The following is a 26,349-nucleotide window of genomic DNA, read 5'->3' on the forward strand; positions in this document are numbered from 1 at the left end:
AATCGATGAAGATCAAGCTGACCAGCGTCTATGTGGACAACCAGGACAACGCACTGCGCTTCTACACCGACGTGCTGGGCTTTGCCGTGAAGGTCGACTTCAGCAATGGGCCTTTTCGTTGGCTGACCGTCATCTCACCCGATGAGCCCGAGGGAGCCGAGCTACAGCTGGCGCTCAACGACAACCCGGCCGCCAAGGCCTACCAGCAGGCCATCTTCAAGCAGGGGCAGCCCGCGCTCATGCTGTTCACCGACGACGTCAAGGGTGATTACGAGCGCATCAAGGGACGCGGCGGTGCGTTCGCCATGGCGCCGACAGAAGTGACCGGCTCGACTATCGCCCAGCTCAACGACAGCTGCGGCAATCTCATCCAGATCACCCAACTGGCGCGTTGGTAGGCGCTGGTTTCAAGAGGAAGTTGCAATGAACTTGAGCAAATGGATACGTCAAACCCATCGTTGGCTGTCGATCATCTTCACGCTGACCGTGGCAGCCAATTTCATCACCATGGCGTTCGGGCAACCTCCGGCCTGGGTGGTCTATTCGCCGCTGCTGCCGCTATTCCTGCTGCTGTTCAGCGGCCTCTACATGTTCGTGCTGCCTTACGTCGCGAGATCGCGTGGCGAGCAGGGCGCGCAAGGGTAGGACATGGCCAAGGCGCCGGGAAAATCGAAGGTCGCAAAACCGGCCCCAGACAAGCCGGAAAAGCCGGTCCTGCTTTCGGGCGGCAACCCGCAGATCCCGAAGGCCTATGGGGACGCTCCGGTGCAGGCATATATTGCTGCCATGCCGGGCTGGAAAAGCGATGTCGGGCGCTGGATCGACGCACTTATCGTCAGCGCCGTCCCCGGCGTCTACAAGGCGGTGAAGTGGAACTCACCGTTCTATGGCATCGAGGGCGACGGTTGGTTCCTCAGCCTGCATTGCTTCACCAGATACGTCAAAGTCGCCTTCTTTCGCGGCACGTCGCTCGATCCTGTGCCTCCCGGCGGTTCCAGGCAAAAGGAAGTGCGCTATCTCGACATCCATGAAGGCGAAGAGATCGACGAAGCCCGCTTCGCCTCCTGGGTGAAGCAGGCCAGCCGATTGCCCGGCGAGAAGATGTGAACGGAGGCAGACCATGAAGGTCAGCATGTCGAGCAAGGACGAGGGAGGCGCCTCTGCCTCCGAGCGGATAGATGCCCGAATCCGGGAGCTGGACGATTGGCGGGGCAAGACGTTGGCCAGCCTGCGCAAGACCATCCTCGACGCCGACCCGGAAATCATCGAGGAGTGGAAGTGGATGGGCAGCCCGGTATGGTCACGCGACGGCATGATCGCCGTCGGCAACGCTCACAAGGACAAGGTGAAGCTGACCTTTTCTCACGGCGCCAGCCTGCCGGATCCCGACAGGCTGTTCAACAACGGGCTCAACGGCAAGGTGTGGCGCGCCATCGATGTGGCGGAGGGCGACGAGATCGATGCGGATGCGCTGAAAGCGCTCGTCCGTGCCGCGATTGCCTACAACAGGGCAAAGAAGAAACCGGCCAAGTCGGCCAAAGCCAAGGACTGATCGGTTCAGGCGTCCGACCATTCCGACAGAGCGGCAACCACACTTTTCAGTTCGGCCCAGCGGCGGATGACGGTTTCGGCGCCGGCTTCGGTCAGCACATCGGCATGGCCGGGATAGCTGTGCGCGGCGCCGGTGAAGCCGATCACGCGCATGCCAGCGGCCCTGGCGCCGGTGACGCCGTGCACCGAATCCTCGATGACGAAGGTGTTTGCCGGATTGGCGTTGAGTTGCTGCGCCGCGATCAGGAACACATCCGGCGCGGGCTTGGTTTTCTTGCTTGGTATTTCCAGCGCTGAAAAAATCCGGCCGGCGAAGAACGGCAGCAGGCCCACTTTCTCGAGCATGAACTCGATCCGCTCCAAGCGTGAGTTCGAGCAGACGCAGCGCGGCGCGGTGACCGCGGCGACCGCCTCGCGCACGCCGTCGATGGCGCGCACGTCGCTGCGCAGTTTGCGGTCGACCAGCTCTTCGGCCCGGTCGATCATCGAGGCCTGGAACGGGATGGCGGATTTTTGCTCGACCCGCATCATGATGTCCTTGAAGGTCAGTCCGGCATAGGTTTCGGCGTATTCCTCAGCCGAGATTTCATATCCGGCCAAGGTCAGCAATTCGGCCTCGACGCGGGCTGCGATGATTTCGGAATCGACGAGCACGCCGTCGCAATCGAAGATGACAAGATCTGGCTGGGGCATGGCAATCCGAACGAGGGAGGGTGATGGAGGCCCGGCAAGGCTCAAGCGGCGCGACATACACCAACGGGCCGGGCTGCGCAAATTGACGACGTCAGGGCTGCCTGGACCGTTGCGTCCTTCACCGAATATTTACGCTGATCGGTAACCATAACGGGGAGTAAACAGTAACGCGTGCCTTGGGTGTAAAAATGTCTGCCGTGCGTCTTCTCGCCGACCTCTCCCACGCCCCCCAGCAATCCGAGTGGCTGGACACGATCCTCAAGGGCGATTGTGTCGCCGCGCTCGACCGGCTGCCGGAAAAATCCATCGACGTCATCTTCGCCGATCCGCCTTACAATCTGCAACTCGACGGCGATTTGCACCGGCCCGACCAGTCCAAGGTCGACGCCGTCGACGATGACTGGGACCAGTTCGAGAGTTTCGAGGCCTATGACGCCTTCACCCGCGCCTGGCTCCTGGCGGCACGCCGCGTGCTGAAGCCGAATGGCACCATCTGGGTCATCGGCTCCTACCACAACATCTTCCGCGTCGGCGCCAAGATGCAGGATCTCGGCTTCTGGATCCTCAACGATGTCGTCTGGCGCAAGACCAACCCAATGCCTAATTTCCGCGGTCGCCGCTTCCAGAACGCGCATGAGACCATGATCTGGGCCTCGCGCGACCAGAAGGGCAAGGGCTATACCTTCAACTACGAAGCCATGAAGGCATCGAACGACGACATCCAGATGCGCTCCGACTGGCTGTTCCCGATCTGCACTGGCGGCGAGCGGCTGAAGAACGACAATGGCGACAAGCTGCATCCGACGCAGAAGCCGGAAGCGCTGCTCGCCCGCATCATGATGGCCTCGACCAAGCCGGGCGACATCGTGCTCGACCCGTTTTTCGGCTCCGGCACCACCGGCGCCGTGGCCAAGCGGCTTGGCCGCCATTTCGTCGGCATCGAGCGCGAACAGGCCTATATCGACGCCGCCAATGAGCGCATCGATGCGGTGCGGCCGCTGGAAAGCGCCGATCTCGCCGTGCTCACCGGCAAGCGCGCCGAGCCGCGCGTCGCCTTTGTCAGCCTCATCGATACCGGGCTTATGCAGCCCGGCGCCACGCTTTACGATGCCAAGAAGCGCTGGTCGGCCAAGGTACGCGCCGACGGCACGGTTGCCATCGGTGACAGCGCCGGCTCGATCCACAAGATCGGCGCCGAAGTGCAGGGCCTGGACGCCTGCAACGGCTGGACCTTCTGGCACTATGAGCGCTCGGGCGGCCTGACCCCGATCGACGAACTGCGCCGCATCGCCAGGCTCGGCATGGAACGGGCAGGGGCCTGACGCTACCACATAAAGGTCGGCGCCCTACGGCGCCCCCCTCTGGCCTGCCGGCCATCTCCCCCACGAGGGGGGAGATCGCGCGCTTCATTGTTTTCGCCAACCTTCAACGTTGTAAGAAAGAGCCGTCGGCGAGGCTGCCAATCTCCCCCCTCGTGGGCATAGGCGCTAAGATAGGTATTGCCTTGCGGAATCGGGTGTGATTCTACGCTGCGATGACACACGAATCGCTTGTTGATGACGGCTGGGCCGAGACGATTGAGCTTCTGGGCGGCGAAGAGTTGATCGCAGGAAGTGCCCGCGAGACGAAGGCGTTCCTGCGCCCGCGCGGCGTCAGGTCGGCGAGCGACCTGTTGCGCCTGACACTGGCTTACTGCCTTGGCAAGGTTGGCATGCGGGGCGTCGTGGCCTGGGCGGCGGCGAGCGGGATAGCCGACATTTCGGACGTGGCGCTGCTTGGCCGGCTGCGCAATGCAGGACCATGGCTGCAGCAGTTGATTGGGCACCTTTTGAAGCGCGAGGATGCAGGTTTGGCCAAAGGCCGACTGGTTCGCATCCTCGATGCGACAGCGGTTGCCAAGGCCGGTGCGTATGAGAAGAAGAACAATGGTCTTTGGCGCATGCACTGCGCCTTCGAGCTTGAGCGCGAGCAGTTCGACTTCATCGAGATCACCGATCAGAGCGAGGCCGAGTTGATCGACCGCGTGCCGGTGGTGCCGGGCGAGATCCGCATCGGTGACCGCGCCTATCTGCAGGCCGAGCGGATCGCCAAGGTGATGGCGCAAGGCGGCGATGTTGTTGTGCGCGCGTCGTGGAAAAACGCGCGATGGCTCGACGCCAACGGCAGGGCGTTCGATCTCATCGGCTACCTGGAGAGCTGCCGGGAGGAAGTCTGCGAAACGCCTGCCCGGCTGGCACTCAAGAAGGGCGAGCCTGTGAAGATGCGCCTGATCGCCTTGCGCAAATCCGAGGCCGCGGCACAAGAAGCGCGGCGCAAAATCAACAAGGAAGCCAGGGCCAAGGGCAACAAGGTTCAACCGCAGACGCTGATTGCGGCCGGCTTCGTCCTGCTTGTGACCTCGCTTGACCGGGAGGAGTTTCCCGCCGATACGGTCCTCAAGCTCTACCGCATGCGCTGGCGCATCGAACTCGCCTTCAAGCGCCTGAAGAGCCTGATCGGGCTGCGCTCTCCTCCCGCCAAGGACCCAAGGATCGCAAGGCCTTGGATTCTTGCACACTTCCTCATCGCGCTTGTGACCGAACCCCTCTCGCAGGAGTTGGGTGTCTCTCCCCCTTGAGCGACGGGCGCCCGCTGCTGTGGCGCGCAACCCGCCAGATCGTCGCCTCTCTGATCGCGACCATCTTTCCTCAACCTTCCTTGGCGGCCCTGCGCCAAAAACTCCATGCCTTGCGATATCGCTGGCGCGAACCACCACGAAAGCGCAAGTTTCAGTCCATGCCAAAGCTATCTTAGCGCCTATGCCCTCGTGGGGGAGATGCCCGGCAGGGCAGAGGGGGGCGCCATAAAGCGCTACCTCGACCCCTCTGCGTAGCTCAGGTCGCGATGCCATACCGCTCAAGGTCCGCCTTGAGCGTTTTTGCATCTGTGAACAGCACAGCATTCCAGCCAGCCGCCCTGGCTCCGTCGACATTCCTGGGGCTGTCGTCGATGAACAGCGTGGCGGAGGGCTCCAGGCCGAACGCGACCACGTGATGGTCGTAGATGGCGCGGTCGGGCTTGATCTCACGGATATCGGCCGACACGGTCACGCCGCGCGGGCGGCTGAGGAAATCGAAGCGCAGTCTTGCCTCGGCAAGTGTGTCGGCGGCGAAGTTCGTCAGCATGGTCACGTCGTGGCCGCTCTCGATCAGGCCGAGCATGATGGCGACGCTGTCCTCATAGGCATGCGGCACCATGTCGTTCCAATAGCGTCGGAAATTGCGAATGTTTTCAGCATGATCCGGGTAATCCGCGATCAGCAGCGCTTCCGCCTCTTCCCACGTCCGGCCACGGTCCTGCTCGATGTTCCAGTCATGCGTGCAGACATTGTCGAAGAACCACTTGCGCTCTTCGGCATCGGGAATGAGGCGGCTGAACGGAATGTTCGGATCGTAGTGGAGCAAGACGCGGCCGATGTCGAACACGATATGGCGGATTTCAGTCATTTCTGGCCTTTCAAAGCGAATGCTAGTCAATGGGGCGGTGCTTTTTGGTTGCGCCCGGTATCGCTGCTTCGATGACCTTTTTCATGACCGTCGGCAGCGCTTCTCCGGAAATGTCATGGGCCAGCGACCAGAAATGCCCTTCCGGCGCATCACTTTTCACTTGAGCGTGAAAAACTTCGAGCTCGAGCGCGAAATGGGTGAAGACATGCGCGATCTCTCCAGCGCGCCGCCAGTCGGCAGGGAAGGGCGCTGCCTCCGAAGTGGTTGCACCGTCGATCCGTGCTGTCCAACCTGTGGTCGGCACCTCGGTCATGCCGCCGAGCAGGCCCTTGTCAGGCCGCTTGCGCAACAGGATGGCGCCGTCGCCGCGCTCGGCGACGAAGGCGGCACCCCGCCTGAGTGGTTTGTCGACCTTGGGCAGGCGGACCGGAAAGCGCTCGGGGTCGCCGGACAGGATGGCGCTGCAATCCTCGCGCACCGGGCACAGCATGCAGCGCGGCCGTCTTGGCGTGCAGATCGTGGCGCCGAGGTCCATCATTGCCTGGGCGAAGTCGCCCGGCCTTGTCTGCGGAACCAGTCTTTCGACGAGCGCGCGGATTTCAGGCTTTGCCTCGCTGAGCGGCGTTGCGATCGAATAGAGCCGCGAGATGACACGTTCGACATTGCCGTCGACGACCGCCGCCGGACGGTTGAAGGCGATCGCCGCGATCGCCGCCGCCGTATAGGCGCCGATCCCCGGCAATTCCCTCAATCCCGTTTCGTTGTCGGGAAAACGGCCGCCCTGGCTCGCAACCAGATCGGCGCAGGCCTTGAGGTTGCGCGCCCGTGAATAATAGCCGAGCCCGGCCCAGGCCTTCATCACATCCTCGGCCGGCGCAGCCGCCAGCGCCTTCACATCAGGCCATTTCTCGACAAAGGCGCGAAAATAGGATTTTACCGCTTCGACCGTGGTCTGCTGCAGCATCACTTCCGACAGCCAGATGCGATAGGGGTCCGGCCGTGCACCGCCGGCCGCCGCGCGCGGCGTGATCCGCCACGGCAGTTCGCGATGGTGCGCGTCATACCAGGCAAGCAGACGCGCGGCGATCTCTCCTGATAGAGTTGGTTCGGATGCGGCCTTGCGGGTCTGTTCGTGCAGTGCCATTGATCGCGGGCTGGCTCTAGGCTGGTGAGGAGCGTGGCTGGAGAACGTACATGGCAGGGAGAACGCCTTACGGCAATCCCGTTCCGGTGAGCGATCTCGCGACCGCGATCCTCGACCCCGTGCTGCGCAAGCGGGCCGGCATTTCGATCGGGCTGGTGCAGTCATGGGAAGAGATCGCCGGCCCCAGGCTCGCCGGCCATTCGCGCCCCGAAAAAATCCAGTGGCCGCGCCGCATGCATGAGGACGATCCGTTCGAGCCGGCGGTGCTGGTCATCGCCTGCGAGGGCATGGCCGCGCTGCACCTACAGCACGAGACCGGCGAGATCATCAACCGCGTCAATGCCTTTCTCGGCTTCAACGCGATCGGCAGGATCCGGATCGTGCAAAAGCCGGTGCTGAGGGACAAAGCCCGGCCGAAACCGACGCCGAGAGCACTGACTTCTGTCGAAAAGGCCAAATTGTCGGATACCGTCGGCAAGATCGAGGATGAAGGCTTGCGCGCCTCGCTGGAGCGTCTTGGCGCCACAATTCTTGGCCAAAGGAAGCGGCCAAGGTAATCAACCGGTAATCAGTCGGTCATGAACGCGTCATCTATCTCGCGCATTCGTGATCCTGCATGTAGAGTTTGGCGATTGGAATGGGGACGGCGATGCCTTAATTCCCGCCAACTCTCGCCTTTTCTAGCCTTTGCGTTGCAAAATCAAACCACAGTCAGGTGATTCGCATGAACCGTAGCTTGTCCCGCAGAAACCTCCTGTCTTCGCTGGCCGTCATTCCGGCAGTGGCTATGCTCGCCGCATGCAGCGATTCAGGCGAGGATGCCAAAGCAGCGGATGTGAAGCCTGCGGCTCCCGCGCCTGCTTCGACGCCTGCCACTCCGGCCGCCGTCAAGGTCCCGGAGTCTTCCGGCAATGTCGACATGGCCGAACTGCTGAAGCCCGGCGCTTTGCCCGACAAGCAGCTCGGCAAGGATGACGCCAAGGTCACCATCGTCGAATATGCCTCGATGACCTGCCCGCATTGTGCGCATTTCGCCGCGACCACCTTCCCTGAGTTGAAGACCAAGTACATCGACACCGGCAAGGCGCGTTACATCCTGCGCGAATTCCCGTTCGATCCGAGCGCCGAGGCCGGTTTCATGCTGGCGCGCTGTTCGAAGGACAATTATTTCCCGATGGTCGACGTGCTGTTCAAGCAGCAGGCCAACTGGGTCGGCGTCAACAATACCAAGGATGCGCTGCTGCAGATCTCCAAGCTCGCCGGTTTTACACAGGAGTCCTTCGAGGCCTGCTTGACGGACCAGAAACTTCTGGACGATGTGAGATCGGTCCAGAAGCGCGGCGCCGATGAATTCAAGGTCGACTCGACACCGACCTTCTTCATCAACGGGAAAACCTACAAAGGTGCGATGTCGATTGAGGAAATATCGGCCATCATCGACCCTCTGCTCTGACGTCCAGGCGGCGCCGGAGCGACTGCGCTTCGGCGTCAGCGCACCTTTGTGCCTTCCAGGCAGGCGCGAATGAAGTTTTCGCGCCTTCGCCTCCTCGGCTTCAAGTCCTTCGTCGAACCCGGCGAGTTCGTCATCGAACGCGGCCTGACCGGCATTGTCGGGCCGAATGGCTGCGGCAAGTCGAACCTTGTCGAGGCGATGCGCTGGGTGATGGGCGAAAGCTCGTACAAGAACATGCGCGCATCCGGCATGGACGACGTGATCTTTTCCGGCTCGGGAACGCGCCCGGCCCGCAACACCGCCGAAGTCACGCTGTTCCTCGACAATAGCGACCGGACCGCGCCCGCCGCCTTCAACGACGCCGATGAATTGCAAGTGTCGCGCCGAATCGAGCGCGAAGCCGGCTCGCTCTACCGCATCAACGGCAAGGAAGCCCGCGCCAAGGACGTGCAGCTTCTGTTCGCCGACCAGTCGACCGGCGCGCGCTCGCCATCCATGGTCGGACAGGGCCGCATCGGCGAACTGATCCAGGCCAAGCCGCAGGCGCGCCGCGCGCTGCTCGAAGAAGCCGCCGGCATTTCCGGCCTGCACACGCGCCGTCACGAGGCCGAGCTTCGGCTGAAGGCGGCCGAACAAAATCTGGAACGGCTGGACGATGTCGTCGGCGAACTGGAGAGCCAGATCGAAAGCCTTAAGCGCCAGGCGCGCCAGGCATCGCGCTTCAAGAACCTGTCGGCCGATATCCGGAAGGCGGAAGCCACGCTCTTGCATCTGCGCTGGACGCTGGCCAAGACCCAGGAGGGCGATGCGCGGTCGGCGCTGGCGGTTGCCACAGCTCTGGTCGGCGACCGCGCCGCCGCCCAGATGGCTGCCGCCCGGGAGCAAGGCATCGGCGCCCACCGGCTGCCCGATCTGCGTGACGCCGAGGCCGCGGCTGCCGCCGCCTTCCAGCGGCTGTCGATCGCCAAGGCGCAGATCGAGGAGGAGGCAGGCCGCATCCGCGCCCGCCAGGCCGAACTCGAGCGCCGGCTGCAGCAGCTCGACGGCGACATCGCCCGCGAGGAGCGCATGGTCCGCGACAATGCGGATATTCTTGAGCGCCTGCGCGAGGAAGAAGCCACGCTCAACTCAGACAATGCCGGCGCCGCCGAGCGCGAAGCCACGACGCGGGCCGCTTTCGAGCAGGCCGGCGCAACGCTTATAACAAGCGAAGCAAAGCTCGCTGCGCTGACCGCCGAACGAGCGGAGGCCGCCGCCTCGCGCAATCAGATCGAACGCACGCTGCGCGAAAACGCCGAACGCCGCGACCGCTTTGCCCGCCAGCTGGCCGACGTCGACCGCGAATTGTCCGAGATTGTGTCGAAGGTTGCGGGCTTGCCTGACCCGGCCGAAAAACGTGCTCTGGTCGAGGACGCGCTCGCCCGGTTGGAGGAAGCGGAGGCCGGCGCCATTGCTGCCGAACAGGCGGTCGCCGAGGCGCGCGCCACCGAGAGTGCCGCTCGTCCGCCGCTGCAGGACGCCAGGTCGGAGCTCGCCGGCATCGAGACCGAAGCGCGCACGCTGGCCAAGATCCTCAATGCCGCCAGCGGCGATCTTTTCCCGTCGGTGCTTGAGCAGCTCAGCGTCGAACGTGGCTATGAGACGGCCCTCGGTGCTGCCCTTGGCGAGGACCTCGACGTGCCGCTCGACCGCAGCGCGCCGGTGCATTGGGGCGAAAGCCAGGTTCAACCAGGCGATGCGGCCTTGCCGGAAGGCCTCAAGAGCCTCGCCAGCGTGGTGCGCGCGCCTTCGCAGCTTGCCCGCCGGTTGGCGCAGATCGGCATCGTCGACGCCACTGATGGCCGCCGGCTGCAGGCTCTGCTCGCTCCCGGCCAGCGGCTGGTCAGCCGCGACGGCGCGCTGTGGCGTTGGGATGGCTTGACCGCCAGCGCCGATGCACCGACCGCTGCGGCGCAAAGGCTGGCGCAGAAGAACCGGCTGGCCGAGCTCGATGCCGAGGCGGTGCAGGCGACGCAGATCGTGCGTGAGGCAGAGGCTGCCCTTGCCCAGGCCGAACAGGCGCTGCGCCAGGCGAGTGAGGCCGAACGCAATGCGCGCCAGGCAGGGCGCGACGCCCAGCACGGCCTGGACGCCGCCCGCAGCGCGCTGGCCGAGGCCGAAAAGGCCGGTGGCGAGCTGGCAAGCCGCCGCGCCGCCCTGGACGAGGCGCGCGCACGAATCGTCGACAGCCATGAAGAAACGGCCGCCGCCTTCGCCGAGGCCGAAATGCTGCTGCAGGACGCCCCCGATCTCGGCGACCTGCAATTGCAGCTTGAACAATCCGCCGCCAATGTCAGCCGCGATCGCGCAACCTTGGCCGACGCGCGCGCCGTCCATGAAGGCCTGCGCCGCGAAGCCGAGGCGCGCACGCGCCGGCTCGACGCCATCGGCGCCGAGCGCAGCAACTGGTTGCAGCGGGCCGAAAACGCCTCGACGCAGATTGCCTCGCTGGGCGAGCGCAGGGCCGAGGCCGAGGCCGAGCGCGAAACGCTGGCCGACGCCCCCGACGAGATCGACGCCAGGCGGCGCGCGCTGCTGTCGCAGCTGACCGAGGCCGAGACCTTGCGCAAGGCGGCCGCCGACCGTTTGCAGGAGGCCGAGAACAACCAGGCCGAGCTGGACAAGGCCGCCACCGCGGCGATCCAGTCGCTGGCCGATTCCCGCGAAACCCGCGTCCGCGCCGAAGAGCGATTGACCGCCGCCGACGAGCGCCGGCTCGAGGTCGAGGCGCGCATCCAGGAAACGCTGAACACGCCGCCGCATCTGGTCATTCGCCATACTGGCCTGGAAGCCGACAGCCCGATGCCGGAAATGGCCGAGATCGAGCGCCAGCTCGACCGGCTGAAGGTTGAGCGCGAGCGGCTCGGCGCCGTCAATCTGCGCGCCGAGGAAGAGCAGAAGGAATTGTCGGACCGGCTGGAGACCATCGTCTCCGAGCGCGAGGACATCATCGAGGCGATCCGCAAGCTCAGGCAAGCGATCCAGAGCCTGAACCGCGAAGGCCGCGAACGGCTGCTTGCCGCTTTCGAGGTGGTCAACGGCCATTTCCAGCGGCTGTTCTCGCATCTGTTCGGTGGCGGCACGGCCGAATTGCAGCTGATCGAATCCGACGACCCGCTCGAAGCCGGGCTCGAAATCCTGGCCCGTCCGCCCGGCAAGAAGCCGCAGACCATGACGCTGCTGTCCGGCGGCGAGCAGGCACTGACGGCGATGTCGCTGATCTTTGCCGTGTTCCTGACCAATCCGGCGCCGATCTGCGTGCTCGACGAAGTCGACGCGCCGCTCGACGATCACAATGTCGAGCGCTTCTGCAACCTTATGGACGAAATGGCCGCGACCACCGAGACGCGCTTCGTCATCATCACCCACAACCCGATCACGATGGCGCGCATGAACCGCCTGTTTGGCGTGACCATGGCCGAGCAGGGCGTCAGCCAACTGGTCTCGGTCGATCTGCAGGCCGCCGAGGCGATGCGCGAGGCGAGCTGACGCAGCATGCTTTGTTGATTTCGTCGGCGATGGCGTCGATCCGACTGTTGCAACAGGACCGTCGCCCTTGCGACCTGCTTGCGACGCGCATTCTGTAAGGTTCGAAGAGAAGAAATTTAAGCGCCACCTGAGAGCGAACGCCAAAGCCCACATGCAAAGCGCCCGGCCAACGCGAAAGCGATGCCTATAAGGCACAGATGGCAATAGGCTCCGACCGCAATTCAGCTGCCACGTTTATCGGAAGCCAAGGAAGCTCAGTATCGCAATCACGATAACGACTGCTCCGATGAGCCAGATTATGTTGTTCACCGTATCTCTCCCGAATTAGTTGCTGGGAGTGAACTCGTAAGAGCCTACTAATGTTCCCGCATTTTTCTGCGTCGAAACAAAATGGCGGCCATCGCTTCGTCGATTGCCAGACCAAGGTCCGAACACGGTATGACTGAAGTCCTGACGTCGGAGCCATAGGCCTGAAGGCGGGCAACCTATGCCCTCCCGATACATTGGAACCGGGCTGCCGAGCATGAGTCCCTTCATCGGTGGTCAATCGGGTGCCCGCCATTCCTGAGAGGTTAGCGGGCACCCGATTGTCGTGACACCGCCAAGCGGTGTTCGTTCAATAGAGAGGCTGACAGTGACCTTTGTCCAGAGATCAGTGCGTGACGGCGCAACCCGACCCGCAAACGACAACGACAGTCCTGCGGAAGTTTCTTCCGTTCTTGACCTCATACCATCGGCTGACGACGACAAGGTCGCTGAGCTTGTCAGGCGAACAGAGCGCCTGGCAATCGCAGTGGTTATCGGAATCGCGGTTCTGCTGATCTTGGCGCCGGTGGTTTACCTTGCACTTTCTTACGGGATCTGAGACCGCCCGACTTAGGCGATCTAAGATGGCCTGATTGGTCGTATTCTCGTAAATCTGAAAAGTTGTGCCGACAGTCCTCCTCGCAAGACAAGTGTTTCCCGTCACAGATCAGGAGATCGAACGCGACGACATAGAATGGTCGTGCGCAGCGCTCCTTTGTCGAGTGGCGTAACCCTGGTGGCCGGCTTGAAAGAGCGTGCTCACCAGAATTTGCCAACAAGAGCTGTTGTCGCAATTACTTCCTTCACACGCCGTGTTGCGCGGGAGCAGCTGTCACTGATCGCGCCCGTGGACCAACGACGCTACTCGGAACCAAAGGGATGGGACGCGGTTATCCCCGCGAAGGGATAATTAGCAGATGGAGATATTACAATGAAAACAATGATCGTGAGCGCCTTGGCACTGTTCCTTGCCGTGCCGACGGTAGCTCCGGCAGCTGAAGCTGACGTGGTCATCACGACCCACCATCGTCATCATCACAGGAACGTCAGAATCATCAATGACCAAGGTCAACGCCTTCATCACCGCAGACACGGCACGGTTGCCTTCTACGACCACGGCCGCAGACATCATCGCCGGGATACTGTCATCGTGACCGGCTCGATCGAGCGTAGCCATCATCGCTATTATCGACATCATCGCCATCATCCCGTCGTCATCCAGGACGACAACGATTACTGATCCTCTCCGCACGGCCCCGGCTCTGTCGACGGAGTCGGGGTCGCGTGGGAGTCAGATAGCTCCTGACGGCAGCCATCCATAAGGTCGGTAAATCATTGATTCCAAAAGCCATGTAATTTGGCTGGGGCGCCAGGATTCGAACCTGGGAATGTCGGTACCAAAAACCGATGCCTTACCACTTGGCGACGCCCCAGCAAGCGAGCTTTGCCCGTTGCGCGGCCTTATAGGACGAGCGGCACGAAAGCTCAATGCCGAGTTGGCCACTGTGCAAAACTGATCCACCGCTTGGCGCGGGGACGCGCTATTCGCCCCAGACCGCCAACTCGTTGCCAGCGGGATCGGTGAAATGGAACCGCCTGCCGCCCGGGAACGAGAATATCGGCTTGACGATCGTGCCGCCGGCGCTTTCGACAACGTCGAGCGTTGCTTCCAGATCCTGCGAATAGAGCACCGGCAATGGTTTCGCCGGCGCCTCCGCTGCATCGGCCTGGAAGCCGCCATCGAGCCCTTCGCCGAAGGCCGAATAGGTCGGCCCGTAATCGGTGAACGACCACGAGAAGGCGGCGCTGTAGAAAGCCTTGACGCTGTCCAGCGTTGCGCCGGTCGCGGGCAGTTCGAGATAGTCGAGTTTTCCGTTGAGTTTCATCACGCTGCTCCCAACTTGTTCCCTATATGTTCTATATCCTGGGCAGCGATCCGGCAAGTCTTTTCGACGCAGCTTTTGCTTAATCGATTGTAGTCGCCGGGCTTCGCTGCCACACCTTGCCTTTCGCACTGCAGCATAATAACGCTCGGGTCGGAGCGCGGGGGAACCGGGTCTTGGCCCCGGGGTTCTAATCTTCCGAGAACTTGGAGGGCGAGCATGACCAAATGGGTCTACACCTTCGGCGATGGCGCCGCGGAAGGACGTGCGGGCGACCGCAACCTTCTCGGTGGCAAAGGCGCCAATCTGGCCGAGATGTGCAGTCTTGGCCTGCCGGTGCCGCCGGGCTTCACCCTCACCACCGAAGTCTGCAACGCCTATTATGCCAACGGCAACAGCTATCCGGCCGCGTTGAAGGCCGACGTCGTCAAGGCGCTGGACCATATCGGGCAGCTGACCGGGCGCCGTTTCGGCGATCCGTCGAAGCTGCTTCTGGTCTCGGTCCGCTCCGGGGCCAGGGCCTCGATGCCGGGCATGATGGACACCGTGCTCAATCTCGGCCTCAATGACGAGACGGTCGAGGCGCTGGCAGCCGATTCCGGCGATGCCCGCTTTGCCTATGACAGCTACCGCCGCTTCATCCAGATGTATTCCGATGTCGTCATGGGTCTCGACCACGAAGTGTTCGAGGAAATCCTGGAGGACCAGAAGGCGAGCCTCGGCCACGAGCTCGACACCGAACTGACAGCGCAGGAATGGCAGAGCGTCATCGCCCTCTACAAGGCCAAGGTCGAGGAGGAGCTCGACAGGCCGTTTCCACAGGACCCGCACGAGCAGCTGTGGGGGGCGATCGGCGCGGTGTTTTCCAGCTGGATGAACAACCGCGCCATCACCTACCGGCGCCTGCACGATATCCCGGAAAGCTGGGGCACGGCGGTCAATGTCCAGGCTATGGTGTTCGGCAATATGGGCGAGACGTCGGCCACCGGCGTCGCCTTCACGCGCAACCCCTCGACCGGCGAAAAGATGCTCTACGGCGAGTTCCTGGTGAACGCGCAGGGCGAGGATGTCGTGGCCGGCATCCGCACGCCGCAGAACATCACCGAGGCGGCGCGCATTGCCGCTGGCTCGGACAAGCCGTCGCTGCAGAAACTGATGCCGGACGCGTTCCGCTCCTTCGTCGACATCTCCGACCGCCTGGAACAGCACTACCGCGACATGCAGGATCTCGAATTCACCATCGAGCGCGGCAAATTGTGGATGCTGCAGACGCGTTCCGGCAAGCGCACCGCCAAGGCGGCGCTGAAGATCGCCGTCGAAATGGCGCGCGACAAGCTGATCACGACGGAGGAGGCGGTCGCCCGCATCGATCCCGCCTCGCTCGATCAGCTGTTGCATCCGACCATCGACCCCAAGGCCGCGCGCGATGTCATCGGCGTCGGCCTGCCGGCTTCTCCGGGCGCGGCGACCGGCGAGATTGTTTTCTCCTCGGGCGATGCCGAGGATCTGAAGACGCAAGGTCGCAAGGCAATCCTGGTGCGCATCGAAACCAGCCCCGAAGACATTCACGGCATGCATGCTTCGGAAGGCATCCTGACCACGCGCGGCGGCATGACCAGCCACGCCGCCGTGGTCGCGCGCGGCATGGGCAAGCCTTGCGTTTCGGGCGCCGGCTCGCTGCGTGTCGACTACAAGGCCGGCACGCTGATGTCGATGGGCCAGACCTTCCGCAAGGGCGACATCATCACCATCGATGGTAGCAACGGCCAGGTGCTGAAGGGCGCCGTGTCGATGCTGCAGCCGGAACTGTCGGGCGATTTCGCCGCCATCATGGAATGGGCCGATGCGGTGCGCCGCATGAAGGTGCGCACCAATGCCGAGACGCCGCTCGATGCGCGCATGGCGCGCTCCTTCGGCGCCGAAGGCATCGGCCTCTGCCGCACCGAGCACATGTTCTTCGACGGCGAGCGTATCGTCGCCATGCGCGAGATGATCCTGGCCGATACCGAGAAGGACCGCCGCACCGCGCTTGCCAAGCTGTTGCCGATGCAGCGCTCGGATTTCCTCGAACTGTTCGAGATCATGGCCGGCCTGCCGGTGACGATCCGGCTGCTCGATCCGCCGCTGCACGAATTCCTGCCCAAGACGGAAGCGGAGGTGGCGGAGGTCGCCGCCGCCATGAACGTCTCGCCCGACAAGCTCAGGCAGCGCACCGAAGCCTTGCACGAGTTCAACCCGATGCTCGGCCATCGCGGCTGCCGCCTCGCCGTCTCCTATCCCGAGATTGCCGAGATGCAGGCGCGCGCCATTTTCGAGGCAGCCGTCGAGGCCGGCAAGAAAGCCGGCGCGCTGGTCGTTCCCGAGATCATGGTGCCGCTGGTCGGCCTGGTGAAGGAGCTCGACTACGTCAAGGCGCGCATCGATGCGGTCGCCAAGGCTGTCATGGACGAGACCGGCGTCAAGATCGACTATCTCACCGGCACGATGATCGAGCTTCCGCGCGCGGCGATCCGCGCCCACGTCATCGCCGCTACGGCCGAGTTCTTCTCCTTCGGCACCAACGATCTCACCCAGACCACCTTCGGCATCTCGCGCGACGATGCGGCGTCCTTCCTCGAGACCTATCGGCAGAAAGGCATCATCGAGCAGGACCCGTTCGTCTCGCTCGACATCGAGGGCGTCGGCGAACTGGTGCGCATGGCTGCGCAAAAAGGCAGGGCGACGCGGCCCGACATCAAGCTCGGCATATGCGGCGAACATGGCGGCGATCCGGCCTCGATCCGCTTCTGCGAAGAGGTCGGCCTCGACTATGTGTCGTGCTCTCCCTACCGGGTGCCGATCGCAAGATTGGCCGCAGCCCAAGCCGCGGTGCAGATTGCCAAAACAGCAGTGCCGCGCCCCAAAAAGAGCGCCGCGGCATCCTGATTTCGACACAGTCATTTCGGCAGCGATGAAACGGCCACCCCTGGGTGGCCGTATGGCGCTAAGCTTACGATTTTGTAAGCAAATTCACGGTGATGTGCGCGGCTCAACACGCAATCCCGACATCGTTTCTGCCCAATTTCACGGCCCCCCAACCCGCCCGGTGCCGAGAAAAAGATGTTGCAGATTTCGCCCAGACCCTTCCGCTCGATCCTGATTATCCAGACCAAGTTCATCGGCGATGTTGTTCTGTCCTCCACGCTCGCCAAGAACCTGCAGCTCGAATATCCCGGTGTCAGGATCGTCTTTCTCTGCGAGGCGCGCCTCGCCAGTTTCGTCACCGCGCACGGCATCGCCGCCGAGGTCGTCAGCTTCCGCCGCGCCGCCATGCGCGGCACCCCGCTGGAGCGTGGACGCGAGCTCTATTCGATGATCAGCCAGCTGCGCCAATTCCGTTTCGACCTGACCATCGACCTCACCGATTCAAAGACATCGCGGCTCATCGTCAGGTTCCTCAACGCCAGCACCCGCATCGGCTACAATCCTCCGGAAAGGCCGCTGCGCTGGCATGAGCGCCAGCCCGCCAATGTCTTTGCCGAGCCGTTCGGTTTTGGCGAACGTCACTATCTCTACCGCTACCTTTCGCCGCTCGAGCCGCTCGGCGTCGGCCTGCGCGTGCGGGTGCCGTCGATTCGGCCATTGCCGATGGAGACGGCGAGGGCCCAGGCATTGCTGGACAAACACCATTTGCGGCCAAACGGCTTTGTCGCGGTGCATGCCGGCGCAAGTTTTCACGGCCGGCGCTGGCAGCATGAACGCTTTGCCGCCGTGATCGACACGATTTCGCGCGAAACCGGACTGGATTTCGTACTCGTCGGCGGCCCTGACGAGCGCAAGCCGGCCGAGCAGATCCTCGCCAGTGCCGCGTCGATCGTCAACCTCGTCGGCGCGCTGTCGCTGGAAACGCTGCTGGCGGTGTTGCAGCAGGCGCGGCTGTTTGTCGGCAATGAGAGCGGCCCCATGCACATGGCAGCAGCGGCCGGAACGCCGGTTGTCGGCCTTTTCGGCCTGACCAGCCCGGCCGTCTGGGGACCGGTCGGCGTGCCCAGCCTCGCCTTGCAGCCATCCATGCCGTGCAATTGCGTGGCGGGCAGCCTGTGCAATCCGCTCGATCCCAGCAAGGCCTGCTGCGTCTGGCGCCTCGAGGTCGAACCGGTCGTCGCGGCCGTGCGCGAAGTCCTGTCACGCACGCATGTGGAACTGGAACACGCCGTCTGACGGTGCGCGGCGGTCACATTGTCGGGATATCAGCTTTCTCACGGCCACTATCCCGATTTCCGCCTTGTTGCGGGTCCTGGGATGCGGCTATGACAGCGCCGATTCTCAGACAAGACAGGCATCCCTTGCAAAAGCTGTTTTGCGCCTTGGCGCTATCTATCGTGGCCGTGTCCTCGGCCCAGGCCGCGCCGCTTGTCGAGCCGGTGCTGCATCTGAAGGCTGAGGACGGTAGCAGTGTCGGCCGCGTCGCGCTTACGCTCGACGCCTGCGGCGGCCAGACCGATACGAGGATCCTGTCGGCGCTGGTGGAGAACCGGATTCCGGCGACGATCTTCGTCACCGGTATCTGGCTGAAGCGCAACGCCGCCGCCGTCGAGATCATGCGCGCGCATCCGGACCTGTTCGAACTGGAAAACCACGGCGGCCATCACATCCCGGCCGTCGACACGCCGCGCAAGATCTATGGCATCCGCAGCGCCGGCAGCCCGGAAGCGGTGCAGGCCGAAGTCGAATCGGGCGCTGCCGCTCTCGCTGGCACCGGCGAGCCGGCGCCGAAATGGTTTCGCGGCGCGACCGCCGAATACAGTCCGTCGGCCATCGCCATGATCCGCAGGCTCGGCTTCAAGATCGCCGGCTTTTCGATCAACGGCGATGGCGGCTCGTTGCTTGGTGCAAAAGAAACCGCCCGGCGCATCGCCGCCGCCAAGGATGGCGATGTCATCATCGCCCACATCAACCAGCCGACCCACGCCGCCGGCGAGGGCGTCGTGCAAGGTCTGCTCGCGCTGAAGGCCAAGGGGCTGATGTTCGTGCGGCTGGATGACGCCGACGGTGTCGGCAACGACGGGACGACTGATTAGGATTGGGCGGCGGCAGGCAGTTTCATCGCCTTTGGACTAACGTCGCCGACGCTTGAGATTAGCCGAGGCCTCTAAACTTCGTCATCCCAGGATGAAACAGGAGCGAAGCTCCGTCGCGAAGACCCTGGGATGACGAAGCGAGCAACGGCGGCTTGAGTCGCTTGCTCAGGCCGGTGCTGCTTCGATAGTGACCCTGTTGGGATAAAACGCGCCATGGTCGCGAATCTCAGCCATTTCGTCGAAGGGCTGCTCATAGCCCCACATCGCGTCCTTGCCGGTCTCACCGGCCGGCAGCACGCTCCAGTAGCTGGCGTCGCCCTTGTAGGGGCAATGGGTCGACAGGGTGGTTTTGCCGAGCTGGGTGAAGTCGATGTCTTCGAAGGGGATGTAGAATGCCTGGGGGTAGGGCGGTTCGGACAGAAGCTTCGCCCGCGTCGATGAGGCGATCACCGTATCGCCGGCACGCACGACCACGGTACCGCGATAGGGTTCGACGGTGATGACCTTGCCGGGATTGCTCTGAAAGCCGGGGGCGGGGTTGGCGATCTGGTCCATGCGGGGTTCTCCTTGTTCGATTGGGAGCACAGTCCGATTGAGAGCGTGCGGGGTTGCTTCCCATGTCCCTAAAATGTGTCTGGAGAACTCGTTGCGCAAGCCTTCGCCAGTAGGCCAGAGCTGGCCTTCCGATCACTAAAAACGATCCCGCGTGGAATGCTAGGCTGCGGTCTTGAACACGTCCATTAGGCCGGCATAGGCCGCGGCAATACCGGCTACCGGGTTGGTGCTTCTTGACGTCGTCTCGACCTTCAGCGGGCCGCCGCCGGTCGGCAAGGTGAGCAGCAGGAACTGGCGATTGCCGCCGTCGCCGATCGATGCGGCGGCGACATGCTGGCCTTCGCCTTCGTTTTGGACGCACATTTTGAACAGCAGCGTGCCGCCGACCGCCTCAAGGGCGCCGCCGACCACCTCGACAAATTCGTCTTCGGAAACCTTTTTGGCCTCCGGCACGAGATCGGCCAGACTTGCGGCAAGCGTGTCTTCAAGCTCTTTGTCGTCGAGTTGAATATCGTCCAACTGCACGTCTTCGGCCCCGCTGTCATCCAGCTGCCTGTCGTCGATCTGCCTGTCGTCGATCTGCTTGCCGTCGAGCTGCGTGTCCATGCGAACCTCTTTCAGTCGCCAATCCGCACCCCTACCCCGTTAACGAACCTTAACGTCGACGATGGCCGGATTGTGGCGGTTTTCCCCGCCTTTCGATCACTGCTTGCTTCAGCCGTTAACGGTTGGAGACGTCATGGCTGGACAATCCGTCCGTTCGTCCCACAATGGAACAAAAGACGGGAAAAACGAGGAAGCAATGGGAGAAACCAGATGCTCGGACTGATGCAGGAATGGCCGCTGCTCTGCCACAAGCTGATCGACAATGCCGAGCGGCAGCACGGGACGCGCGAGATCGTCTCGCGCTCGATCGAAGGTCCTGTCGTTCGCACCACCTATGCTGAAGTTCATCGCCGCGCGCTCAAGGTCGCTCAACGGTTGGAGCGCGATGGCTTTGTGCTCGGCGACCGCATCGCGACCCTGGCCTGGAACACGGCGCGCCACATAGAGGCCTGGTACGGCATCATGGGCATCGGCGCCATCTACCATACGCTTAACCCGCGTTTGTTCCCCGAGCAGATCGTCTGGATCATGAACAATGCGCAGGATGAAGGGATCTTCGTCGACCTGACCTTCATGCCGCTGCTGGAAAAGATCGCCGGCGCGGTCAAATCGCTGAAAAAGGTGATCGTCCTGACCGACAAGGCGCATCTGCCTGAAACGACGCTGCCGAATGTGGTTGCCTATGAGGACTGGTTGAACGAGGCCGATGGCGACTTCGCCTGGAAGGTTTTCGGCGAAAACACCGCAGCCGGCATGTGCTACACCTCCGGCACGACGGGCGATCCCAAAGGCGTGCTCTACAGCCACCGCTCGAATGTGCTGCATGCCATGATCGCCGCCATGCCCGACGCCATGGGCCTCTCCGCGCGGGACACGATCCTCCCCGTCGTGCCGATGTTTCATGCCAATGCCTGGGGCCTTGGCCAGAGCGCGCCGATGATCGGCGCCAAGCTGGTCATGCCCGGTTGCAAGATGGACGGCGCCTCGATCTACGAGCTGCTCGACACCGAGAAGGTGACCTTCAGCGCCGCCGTGCCGACCGTCTGGATGATGCTGCTGCAGCATCTGGAAGAGACCGGCAAGAAGCTTCCCTATCTCAGCAAAGTCGTCATCGGCGGCTCGTCCTGCCCGCGCGCCATCATCAGGAAATTCCAGGACAATTACGGTGTCGAAGTCATCCATGCCTGGGGCATGACCGAAATGTCGCCGCTCGGCACGCTGTGCACCATGAAGCCGCAGTATCAAGCGCTCGAGGGCGAGGACCGGCTCGATATCCAGGGCAAGCAGGGCTACCCGCCCTTCGGGGTCGAGATGAAGGTGACGGATGACGACGACAAGGAACTGCCTTGGGACGGCAAGACCTTCGGCCGGCTGAAGGTGCGCGGTCCAGCCGTCGCCAGCGCCTATTATGGCGGCGTCGGAGCCGAGCAGTTCGACAAGGACGGCTGGTTCGACACTGGCGATGTCGCCCATATCGATTCCGGCGGCTACATGCAGATCACCGATCGCGCCAAGGACGTCATCAAGTCGGGCGGCGAGTGGATATCGACCATCGACCTGGAGAACCTCGCCGTCGGCCATCCCGATGTCGCCGAGGCCGCGGCGATCGGCGTCCATCATTCGAAATGGGGCGAACGGCCCTTGCTGGTCGTGGTCGCCAAACCCGGCAAGGAGCCGAGCAAGGCGGACATACTGGCGTTCATGGACGGCAAGGTGGCGAAATGGTGGATGCCCGACGACGTCGCTTTCATCAGCGAAATCCCGCACACCGCCACCGGCAAGATCCAGAAGATCACCTTGCGCAAGCAGTTCAGCGACTACCGCCTGCCGACGGATTGACCGGGACCGTGCGTTTCCTTGACCTTCAAGCTACCGGCGGCAAAAACGTTAGGGCAGGGGATGTTCAATTTGAGCATCCTTTGCTCTAAGCGTCTGTGCGGGTTGGGGCGGTGCTGAAGACAATGGAAATTGACGAGCGGCAGACATCGAAGGCGGCCGGCTGGTCGCGGCGCACGGGCGCTTTTGCCCTGGTCCTGCTGCTCACCGTGCTGGCCGGCCATCATTTCGAACTGGTCGAAACGCCGGCCTTCCTGTGGGTGCTGGCGATCGTCGCCTTGCTTGCCGCGTTCGCTTTGCTGTTTGCCGGCCTCGCTTTGTCCCGGCTGTGGCATTTCGGCGGCCGTGGCGGCCGCGACCTCTCGGTCGGCGCCCTGCTGGCGCTGCTGGTGCTGACGCCCTACGGCTTTGCCACCTATTTGGCGGCGACCACGCCGCCCCTGAGGGACATCACGACGGACCTCGACAATCCGCCAGTGCTCGACACCAGCGACCGCACCAAGGACATGAACGTGCTCGCGCTGCCAACGCCGGGCGAAGCGCGCCTGCAGGCCGACGCCTATCCGCTGGTCACCGGGCATAGCTACAATCTGCCTTTCGAAACCGTCGTCGACGCCGTTGAAACCGTGCTCGACCGCCGCGATTGGCAACTTACCGCGCCATACCCAGTGACCGACGGTCAAGACGAGGTGACGATATCGGCCGTGGCCCGGAGCTTCGTCGTCGGCCTGCCCGCCGACGTCGCCATCCGGGTCAGCAATGATGGCGACACCATCGTCGTCGACATGTGCTCGGCCTCCCGCTACGGCCGCTACGACCTCGGCGACAATGCGGCGCGCATCGTCGGGTTCCTCGCCGAACTTGATCAGGAAGTTGCGGGCCAGGTGGGTGCGGCGCCGGCTGAGTAGTTCTACCCCACCGGAACAAAAACGCCGTCGATGGCCGGGTCACCCTGGGTAGCAACCAGGCCGCGCGCCACCAGGTCCTCGAGATGGGCAAGCACCGACAGGCCGGCGGCGCCATGCAGGCGCGGGTCGGTGTCCCTGTAGATCGCCTTGACCATGTCCGGGATTGTCCGGTCGCCGCCCCGGATCCGTTCGAGGATCGCCCGTTCGCGCATCTTGCGGTGAGTCTTCAGCCCGCGCATGAAGCTGCGCGGCGCATTCACCGGGCCGCCATGGCCGGGCAGCAGCAGGCGGTCGCCGCGCGCGATCAATTTATCCAGCGAGGCCATGTAGTCGGCCATCGCGCCGTCCGGCGGCGCCACGATCGACGTCGCCCACGCCATCACATGGTCGGCCGAAAACAGGATGCCGGTGCCTTCGAGCGCAAATGCCGCGTGATTGGCGGTGTGGCCCGGCGTCAGCACCGTCCGGATCGTCCAGCCATCGCCCTCGACCAGCGTATCGTCGGGCAAAGTGACATCCGGTACGAAACCGGTGTCGGCGCTGGCGTCGAGCGGATTGATCTCGCCGATCCGCAGCGGCCTTGCCGGGCGGTGCGGGCCTTCGGCCAGCACGGCGGCACCGGTGCGCGCTTTCAGCCGGGCGGCCAGCGGAGAATGGTCGCGATGCGTGTGACTGACGAGAATATGGCTCACCGGCCGGTTTGCGATCACCTTCAGCAACGTCTGGAAATGCGCTTCATCATCCGGACCCGGGTCGATCACCGCCAGTGTGTCGCGGCCGACAATGTAGCTGTTTGTGCCGTGAAAGGTGAATGGGCTGGGGTTTTTGGCGGTGACGCGCAAGACCTCGAGCGCGACGGTGACGCCCCGGCCATAGGCGGGATCGAAGCTGGTGTCGAATTTGAGCGCCATGGCGGTGTCGTTGAACCTCTGTTCAGGAGGACGGCAAAACTGATTGCCGCATAACACGGAAGCCAATATAGAAAAACGCAAGGCCGCGATCTGCGGCAATCCGGATTGGGGAAGACCATGGCACTTGCAACGACGATGCGCCCGCTTGTTTCTCTCGCTTTGCCCCAGGAGGGCGCGCAGCGCCTGGCAACCCAGCTTTTGCTGGCGATCGCCGGAACGCTGCTTTTGACCCTGTCGGCCAAGACGAAAGTCGTGCTCGGGCCGGTCGACATCTCGATGCAGACGCTGGCCGTCCTGCTGATCGCCACCGCATTTGGCCTGCGGCTTGGCGTCGCTACCCTGCTTCTCTACATGGCCGAAGGCGCCATGGGCTTCCCGGTCTTCCAAAGCACGCCTGAAAAGGGCATCGGCATCGCCTACATGATCGGCGGCACCGGCGGTTATCTCGCCGGCTTCGTCGTGATGGCGGCCATTGTCGGCTGGGCCGCCGACCGCGGCTGGGACCGCCACCCGATCAAGTTGTTCAACGCCATGCTGGTCGCCGAAATCGTCATGATGGCCATGGGCTTTGCCTGGCTGGCCACCCTCATCGGCGCGGAAAAGGCGTGGCAGTTCGGCGTTTTGCCGTTCGTCCTCGGCGACCTGATCAAGGTTGCGCTCGCCGCCAGCCTGGTGCCGGCGGTATGGTCGCTGCTGCCCAAGCAGCCCTGAAAACCGGACGACACAATGAGCCGGCGGGCCAAAGGCCCGCCGGCTTTTTTATTGTTGTGCATCCAAAAGGATGGCGGGACGCCGGTTTGCCAAATCGCCGCATCTATTGCAGCGTCAGCCTGTGCTGGTCGGTCAAATTGCCGCGAGGCGGCAGATGCAGAGCAATTCTGGCGCCGATCCACGGCCGAGATTGAATTGACAAGCCATTGCGCGAAACCTAAGCACGGGCAACTTGATTTCGAGGCGGGGGCCGGTAATTCAAGGAGAGCTTGTTGAAGGGAATAATCCTTGCAGGAGGCAGCGGGACGCGTCTGTATCCCCTTACATTAGCGATCTCTAAGCAGATTCTGCCAATATACGACAAGCCGATGGTTTTTTATCCGCTGAGCGTCTTGATGCTCGCCGGTATCCGCCAGATTTTGATCATTTCGACACCTCGCGACTTGCCGGTGTTTCGGGAGTTGCTGGGCGACGGTTCGGAATTCGGGGTCGAATTCTCCTATGCCGAGCAGGCGCAGCCCAACGGGCTTGCCGAGGCCTTCATCATCGGCCGCGACTTCATCGGCAAGGATAATGTGTCGATGATTCTCGGCGACAACATCTATTTCGGCGAGGGCCTGTCGCAGCTCTGCCGCACTGCTGCGCAGCGCCAAAGCGGCGCGTCGGTGTTCGCCTACCATGTCGAGGACCCGCAGCGCTACGGCGTGGTGTCGTTCGACAAGCTCAGCGGCACGGCTTTGACAATCGAGGAGAAGCCGCGGGAGCCGAAGTCCAACTGGGCGGTCACCGGCCTCTATTTCTACGACAATGAGGTCGTCGACATCGCGTCGACGATCAAGCCCTCGGCGCGTGGCGAACTCGAGATCACGGCGGTCAACAACGTCTATCTCGAGCGCGGGAAATTGCACGTGCATCAGCTCGGCCGCGGCTATGCCTGGCTCGACACCGGCACGCATGACAGCCTGCATGAAGCCTCTTCCTTCGTGCGCACGATCGAGCACCGCCAGGGGATCAAGGTCGCCTGTCCTGAAGAAATCGCTTTCGAGCAGGGCTGGCTGACCGCCGACAAGGTGCTTGAGCGCGCCACGCGCCTGGGCAAGAACGAATACGCCGCCTATCTGCGCCGGCGTGTCGCCGAGCTGACGGAGACATAGAGTGCTGGAAGTCAGGCAGCTCGGTTTGGACGGCGTGCTGGAAATCGTGCCGAAGCGGCACGGCGATGCGCGCGGTTATTTCATCGAAACCTGGAATGCCGAGGCCTTTGCCGAGGCCGGCATCGATCTGCGTTTCGTCCAGGACAATCATTCCTATTCGGCTGCCGCAGGTGTCGTGCGGGGGCTTCACTATCAACTGCCTCCACGCGCGCAGGACAAGTTGCTGCGTGTGATCCGAGGCAAGATTCTCGACGTGGCGGTCGACATCCGCCGCAGCTCGAAAACCTTCGGCAAATGGGTCGCGCTCGAAATATCGGCCGAGAGAGGCAACCAGATCCTGGTGCCGAAGGGTTTCGCGCACGGTTTCGTCACGCTCGTGCCGGACACCGAGGTTCTGTATAAGGTCACCGACACCTATTCGCCGGCGCATGATCGATCGATCCGTTTCGACGATCCTGATATCGGCATCGATTGGCCGTCGCCGGCCGGCGCCTTCGAGCTCTCGGCCAAGGACCTCAAGGCGCCGGCGCTTGCTGAGGCCGAGGTGTTCGCATGACGCGCGACG

The 26,349-nt window shown here is 63.1% G+C and carries 25 protein-coding genes and 1 tRNA gene; 18 read left to right on the forward strand and 8 right to left on the reverse strand.

The annotated features are described in order from the left end of the window. The first annotated feature begins 5 nt into the window (after positions 1–5). From AC3EML_RS13085 to AC3EML_RS13100, 4 genes are read left to right on the forward strand one after another with little or no spacing between them, the layout of a single operon-like run. Positions 6–398: a VOC family protein gene (locus AC3EML_RS13085; protein WP_023716120.1), complete on the forward strand. Its 393-nt coding sequence runs from the start codon at positions 6–8 to the stop codon at positions 396–398. 25 nt (positions 399–423) lie between these two features. Beyond that, positions 424–645, forward strand: a complete 222-nt coding sequence (locus tag AC3EML_RS13090) for a hypothetical protein (RefSeq protein WP_023668396.1) — start codon at positions 424–426, stop codon at positions 643–645. Positions 646–648: 3 nt separating this feature from the next. Beyond that, positions 649–1,107, forward strand: coding sequence for a DUF1801 domain-containing protein (locus AC3EML_RS13095; protein WP_352521294.1), 459 nt, complete (start codon positions 649–651; stop codon positions 1,105–1,107). A 13-nt stretch (positions 1,108–1,120) separates the two neighbouring features. Continuing rightward, positions 1,121–1,552: a DUF1801 domain-containing protein gene (locus AC3EML_RS13100; protein ID WP_023668394.1), complete on the forward strand. Its 432-nt coding sequence runs from the start codon at positions 1,121–1,123 to the stop codon at positions 1,550–1,552. A 5-nt stretch (positions 1,553–1,557) separates the two neighbouring features. Here AC3EML_RS13100 and AC3EML_RS13105 read toward each other — a convergent pair whose 3' ends face one another. Continuing rightward, positions 1,558–2,244: an HAD family hydrolase gene (locus tag AC3EML_RS13105; protein ID WP_023706677.1), complete on the reverse strand. Its 687-nt coding sequence runs from the start codon at positions 2,242–2,244 to the stop codon at positions 1,558–1,560. Between the two features lie 188 nt (positions 2,245–2,432). On the opposite strand from AC3EML_RS13105, the gene AC3EML_RS13110 reads away from it, so the two are divergent. Together AC3EML_RS13110 and AC3EML_RS13115 are read left to right on the forward strand one after the other, a co-directional pair. After that, positions 2,433–3,566: a site-specific DNA-methyltransferase gene (locus AC3EML_RS13110; protein WP_023687165.1), complete on the forward strand. Its 1,134-nt coding sequence runs from the start codon at positions 2,433–2,435 to the stop codon at positions 3,564–3,566. A gap of 212 nt (positions 3,567–3,778) precedes the next feature. Beyond that, on the forward strand, positions 3,779–4,861 hold the full coding sequence (locus tag AC3EML_RS13115) for a transposase (protein WP_286459149.1): 1,083 nt from the start codon (positions 3,779–3,781) through the stop codon (positions 4,859–4,861). A 256-nt stretch (positions 4,862–5,117) separates the two neighbouring features. On the opposite strand, the gene AC3EML_RS13120 is transcribed toward AC3EML_RS13115, so the two are convergent. Together AC3EML_RS13120 and mutY are read right to left on the reverse strand one after the other, a co-directional pair. Further along, on the reverse strand, positions 5,118–5,729 hold the full coding sequence (locus AC3EML_RS13120) for an HAD family hydrolase (protein ID WP_352522288.1): 612 nt from the start codon (positions 5,727–5,729) through the stop codon (positions 5,118–5,120). Between the two features lie 22 nt (positions 5,730–5,751). After that, entirely contained in the window at positions 5,752–6,873 is a 1,122-nt protein-coding gene (gene mutY / locus AC3EML_RS13125; protein ID WP_352463259.1) for an A/G-specific adenine glycosylase, read from the reverse strand. A gap of 50 nt (positions 6,874–6,923) precedes the next feature. Here mutY and AC3EML_RS13130 point away from each other — a divergent pair, with 50 nt between their 5' ends. From AC3EML_RS13130 to AC3EML_RS13145, 4 genes are all read left to right on the forward strand, one after another. After that, the gene (locus AC3EML_RS13130; protein ID WP_023687168.1) at positions 6,924–7,430 is read left to right on the forward strand and encodes a DUF721 domain-containing protein; all 507 of its coding nucleotides are present in this window, start codon (positions 6,924–6,926) and stop codon (positions 7,428–7,430) included. Between the two features lie 167 nt (positions 7,431–7,597). Next, positions 7,598–8,326, forward strand: a complete 729-nt coding sequence (locus AC3EML_RS13135) for a DsbA family protein (protein ID WP_023692056.1) — start codon at positions 7,598–7,600, stop codon at positions 8,324–8,326. A gap of 69 nt (positions 8,327–8,395) precedes the next feature. After that, positions 8,396–11,854, forward strand: a complete 3,459-nt coding sequence (smc, locus tag AC3EML_RS13140; protein WP_352522287.1) for a chromosome segregation protein SMC — start codon at positions 8,396–8,398, stop codon at positions 11,852–11,854. 1,237 nt (positions 11,855–13,091) lie between these two features. Next, positions 13,092–13,400 (forward strand): hypothetical protein, encoded by a 309-nt coding sequence (locus AC3EML_RS13145; protein WP_352522286.1) that lies wholly within the window; start codon positions 13,092–13,094, stop codon positions 13,398–13,400. Between the two features lie 118 nt (positions 13,401–13,518). Here AC3EML_RS13145 and AC3EML_RS13150 read toward each other — a convergent pair. Together AC3EML_RS13150 and AC3EML_RS13155 are read right to left on the reverse strand one after the other, a co-directional pair. After that, positions 13,519–13,593 (reverse strand) — tRNA-Gln (locus AC3EML_RS13150). A 108-nt stretch (positions 13,594–13,701) separates the two neighbouring features. Beyond that, complete coding sequence (locus AC3EML_RS13155) at positions 13,702–14,046, reverse strand: VOC family protein (RefSeq protein WP_023670692.1); 345 nt, start codon at positions 14,044–14,046, stop codon at positions 13,702–13,704. Between the two features lie 216 nt (positions 14,047–14,262). On the opposite strand from AC3EML_RS13155, the gene ppdK reads away from it, so the two are divergent. The 3 genes from ppdK (at position 14,263) to AC3EML_RS13170 (ending at position 19,103) form a co-directional block, all read left to right on the forward strand. After that, positions 14,263–16,968 carry a pyruvate, phosphate dikinase gene (ppdK, locus tag AC3EML_RS13160; protein WP_352522285.1) on the forward strand — a complete coding sequence of 902 codons (2,706 nt, stop codon included), beginning with the start codon at positions 14,263–14,265 and terminating at the stop codon, positions 16,966–16,968. A gap of 174 nt (positions 16,969–17,142) precedes the next feature. Then, on the forward strand, positions 17,143–18,243 hold the full coding sequence (locus AC3EML_RS13165; RefSeq protein WP_352522284.1) for a glycosyltransferase family 9 protein: 1,101 nt from the start codon (positions 17,143–17,145) through the stop codon (positions 18,241–18,243). 89 nt (positions 18,244–18,332) lie between these two features. Next, entirely contained in the window at positions 18,333–19,103 is a 771-nt protein-coding gene (locus AC3EML_RS13170; protein ID WP_352522283.1) for a polysaccharide deacetylase family protein, read from the forward strand. Positions 19,104–19,268: 165 nt separating this feature from the next. Here AC3EML_RS13170 and AC3EML_RS13175 read toward each other — a convergent pair whose 3' ends face one another. Together AC3EML_RS13175 and AC3EML_RS13180 are read right to left on the reverse strand one after the other, a co-directional pair. Then, complete coding sequence (locus tag AC3EML_RS13175; protein ID WP_023698131.1) at positions 19,269–19,658, reverse strand: DUF427 domain-containing protein; 390 nt, start codon at positions 19,656–19,658, stop codon at positions 19,269–19,271. 159 nt (positions 19,659–19,817) lie between these two features. Beyond that, on the reverse strand, positions 19,818–20,177 hold the full coding sequence (locus tag AC3EML_RS13180; protein ID WP_023670697.1) for a hypothetical protein: 360 nt from the start codon (positions 20,175–20,177) through the stop codon (positions 19,818–19,820). 297 nt (positions 20,178–20,474) lie between these two features. Between AC3EML_RS13180 and AC3EML_RS13185 the strand changes: the two genes are divergently transcribed. Both AC3EML_RS13185 and AC3EML_RS13190 read left to right on the forward strand, forming a co-directional pair. Next, positions 20,475–22,103 (forward strand): fatty-acid--CoA ligase, encoded by a 1,629-nt coding sequence (locus AC3EML_RS13185; protein ID WP_352522282.1) that lies wholly within the window; start codon positions 20,475–20,477, stop codon positions 22,101–22,103. A 122-nt stretch (positions 22,104–22,225) separates the two neighbouring features. After that, the gene (locus AC3EML_RS13190; protein ID WP_352522281.1) at positions 22,226–23,008 is read left to right on the forward strand and encodes a DUF1499 domain-containing protein; all 783 of its coding nucleotides are present in this window, start codon (positions 22,226–22,228) and stop codon (positions 23,006–23,008) included. Between the two features lie 2 nt (positions 23,009–23,010). Here the strand turns inward: AC3EML_RS13190 and AC3EML_RS13195 are convergent, their stop codons facing one another. Next, the gene (locus AC3EML_RS13195; protein ID WP_352522280.1) at positions 23,011–23,919 is read right to left on the reverse strand and encodes an MBL fold metallo-hydrolase; all 909 of its coding nucleotides are present in this window, start codon (positions 23,917–23,919) and stop codon (positions 23,011–23,013) included. A 117-nt stretch (positions 23,920–24,036) separates the two neighbouring features. Between AC3EML_RS13195 and AC3EML_RS13200 the strand changes: the two genes are divergently transcribed. The 3 genes from AC3EML_RS13200 (at position 24,037) to rfbC (ending at position 26,340) form a co-directional block, all read left to right on the forward strand. Further along, on the forward strand, positions 24,037–24,630 hold the full coding sequence (locus AC3EML_RS13200; protein ID WP_023684601.1) for a biotin transporter BioY: 594 nt from the start codon (positions 24,037–24,039) through the stop codon (positions 24,628–24,630). A 272-nt stretch (positions 24,631–24,902) separates the two neighbouring features. After that, the gene (gene rfbA, locus AC3EML_RS13205) at positions 24,903–25,784 is read left to right on the forward strand and encodes a glucose-1-phosphate thymidylyltransferase RfbA (RefSeq protein WP_023732078.1); all 882 of its coding nucleotides are present in this window, start codon (positions 24,903–24,905) and stop codon (positions 25,782–25,784) included. Between the two features lies 1 nt (position 25,785). After that, positions 25,786–26,340: a dTDP-4-dehydrorhamnose 3,5-epimerase gene (gene rfbC, locus AC3EML_RS13210; protein ID WP_352521908.1), complete on the forward strand. Its 555-nt coding sequence runs from the start codon at positions 25,786–25,788 to the stop codon at positions 26,338–26,340. The last annotated feature ends 9 nt before the right edge of the window (positions 26,341–26,349 follow it).

This window comes from Mesorhizobium sp. P170090, assembly GCF_057786115.1.

Coding starts and splice junctions, on each gene's coding strand:
- AC3EML_RS13115 (WP_286459149.1), top strand. CDS start 3,779: ATGACACACGAATCGCTTGTTGATGACGGCTGGGCCGAGACGATTGAG.
- ppdK (WP_352522285.1), top strand. CDS start 14,263: ATGACCAAATGGGTCTACACCTTCGGCGATGGCGCCGCGGAAGGACGT.
- AC3EML_RS13120 (WP_352522288.1), bottom strand. CDS start 5,729: ATGACTGAAATCCGCCATATCGTGTTCGACATCGGCCGCGTCTTGCTC.
- AC3EML_RS13105 (WP_023706677.1), bottom strand. CDS start 2,244: ATGCCCCAGCCAGATCTTGTCATCTTCGATTGCGACGGCGTGCTCGTC.
- AC3EML_RS13155 (WP_023670692.1), bottom strand. CDS start 14,046: ATGAAACTCAACGGAAAACTCGACTATCTCGAACTGCCCGCGACCGGC.
- smc (WP_352522287.1), top strand. CDS start 8,396: ATGAAGTTTTCGCGCCTTCGCCTCCTCGGCTTCAAGTCCTTCGTCGAA.
- AC3EML_RS13135 (WP_023692056.1), top strand. CDS start 7,598: ATGAACCGTAGCTTGTCCCGCAGAAACCTCCTGTCTTCGCTGGCCGTC.
- AC3EML_RS13170 (WP_352522283.1), top strand. CDS start 18,333: ATGACAGCGCCGATTCTCAGACAAGACAGGCATCCCTTGCAAAAGCTG.
- AC3EML_RS13145 (WP_352522286.1), top strand. CDS start 13,092: ATGAAAACAATGATCGTGAGCGCCTTGGCACTGTTCCTTGCCGTGCCG.
- AC3EML_RS13185 (WP_352522282.1), top strand. CDS start 20,475: ATGCTCGGACTGATGCAGGAATGGCCGCTGCTCTGCCACAAGCTGATC.
- AC3EML_RS13165 (WP_352522284.1), top strand. CDS start 17,143: ATGTTGCAGATTTCGCCCAGACCCTTCCGCTCGATCCTGATTATCCAG.
- AC3EML_RS13190 (WP_352522281.1), top strand. CDS start 22,226: ATGGAAATTGACGAGCGGCAGACATCGAAGGCGGCCGGCTGGTCGCGG.
- AC3EML_RS13200 (WP_023684601.1), top strand. CDS start 24,037: ATGGCACTTGCAACGACGATGCGCCCGCTTGTTTCTCTCGCTTTGCCC.
- AC3EML_RS13095 (WP_352521294.1), top strand. CDS start 649: ATGGCCAAGGCGCCGGGAAAATCGAAGGTCGCAAAACCGGCCCCAGAC.
- AC3EML_RS13090 (WP_023668396.1), top strand. CDS start 424: ATGAACTTGAGCAAATGGATACGTCAAACCCATCGTTGGCTGTCGATC.
- AC3EML_RS13130 (WP_023687168.1), top strand. CDS start 6,924: ATGGCAGGGAGAACGCCTTACGGCAATCCCGTTCCGGTGAGCGATCTC.
- AC3EML_RS13100 (WP_023668394.1), top strand. CDS start 1,121: ATGAAGGTCAGCATGTCGAGCAAGGACGAGGGAGGCGCCTCTGCCTCC.
- AC3EML_RS13175 (WP_023698131.1), bottom strand. CDS start 19,658: ATGGACCAGATCGCCAACCCCGCCCCCGGCTTTCAGAGCAATCCCGGC.
- AC3EML_RS13110 (WP_023687165.1), top strand. CDS start 2,433: ATGTCTGCCGTGCGTCTTCTCGCCGACCTCTCCCACGCCCCCCAGCAA.
- AC3EML_RS13085 (WP_023716120.1), top strand. CDS start 6: ATGAAGATCAAGCTGACCAGCGTCTATGTGGACAACCAGGACAACGCA.
- AC3EML_RS13195 (WP_352522280.1), bottom strand. CDS start 23,919: ATGGCGCTCAAATTCGACACCAGCTTCGATCCCGCCTATGGCCGGGGC.
- mutY (WP_352463259.1), bottom strand. CDS start 6,873: ATGGCACTGCACGAACAGACCCGCAAGGCCGCATCCGAACCAACTCTA.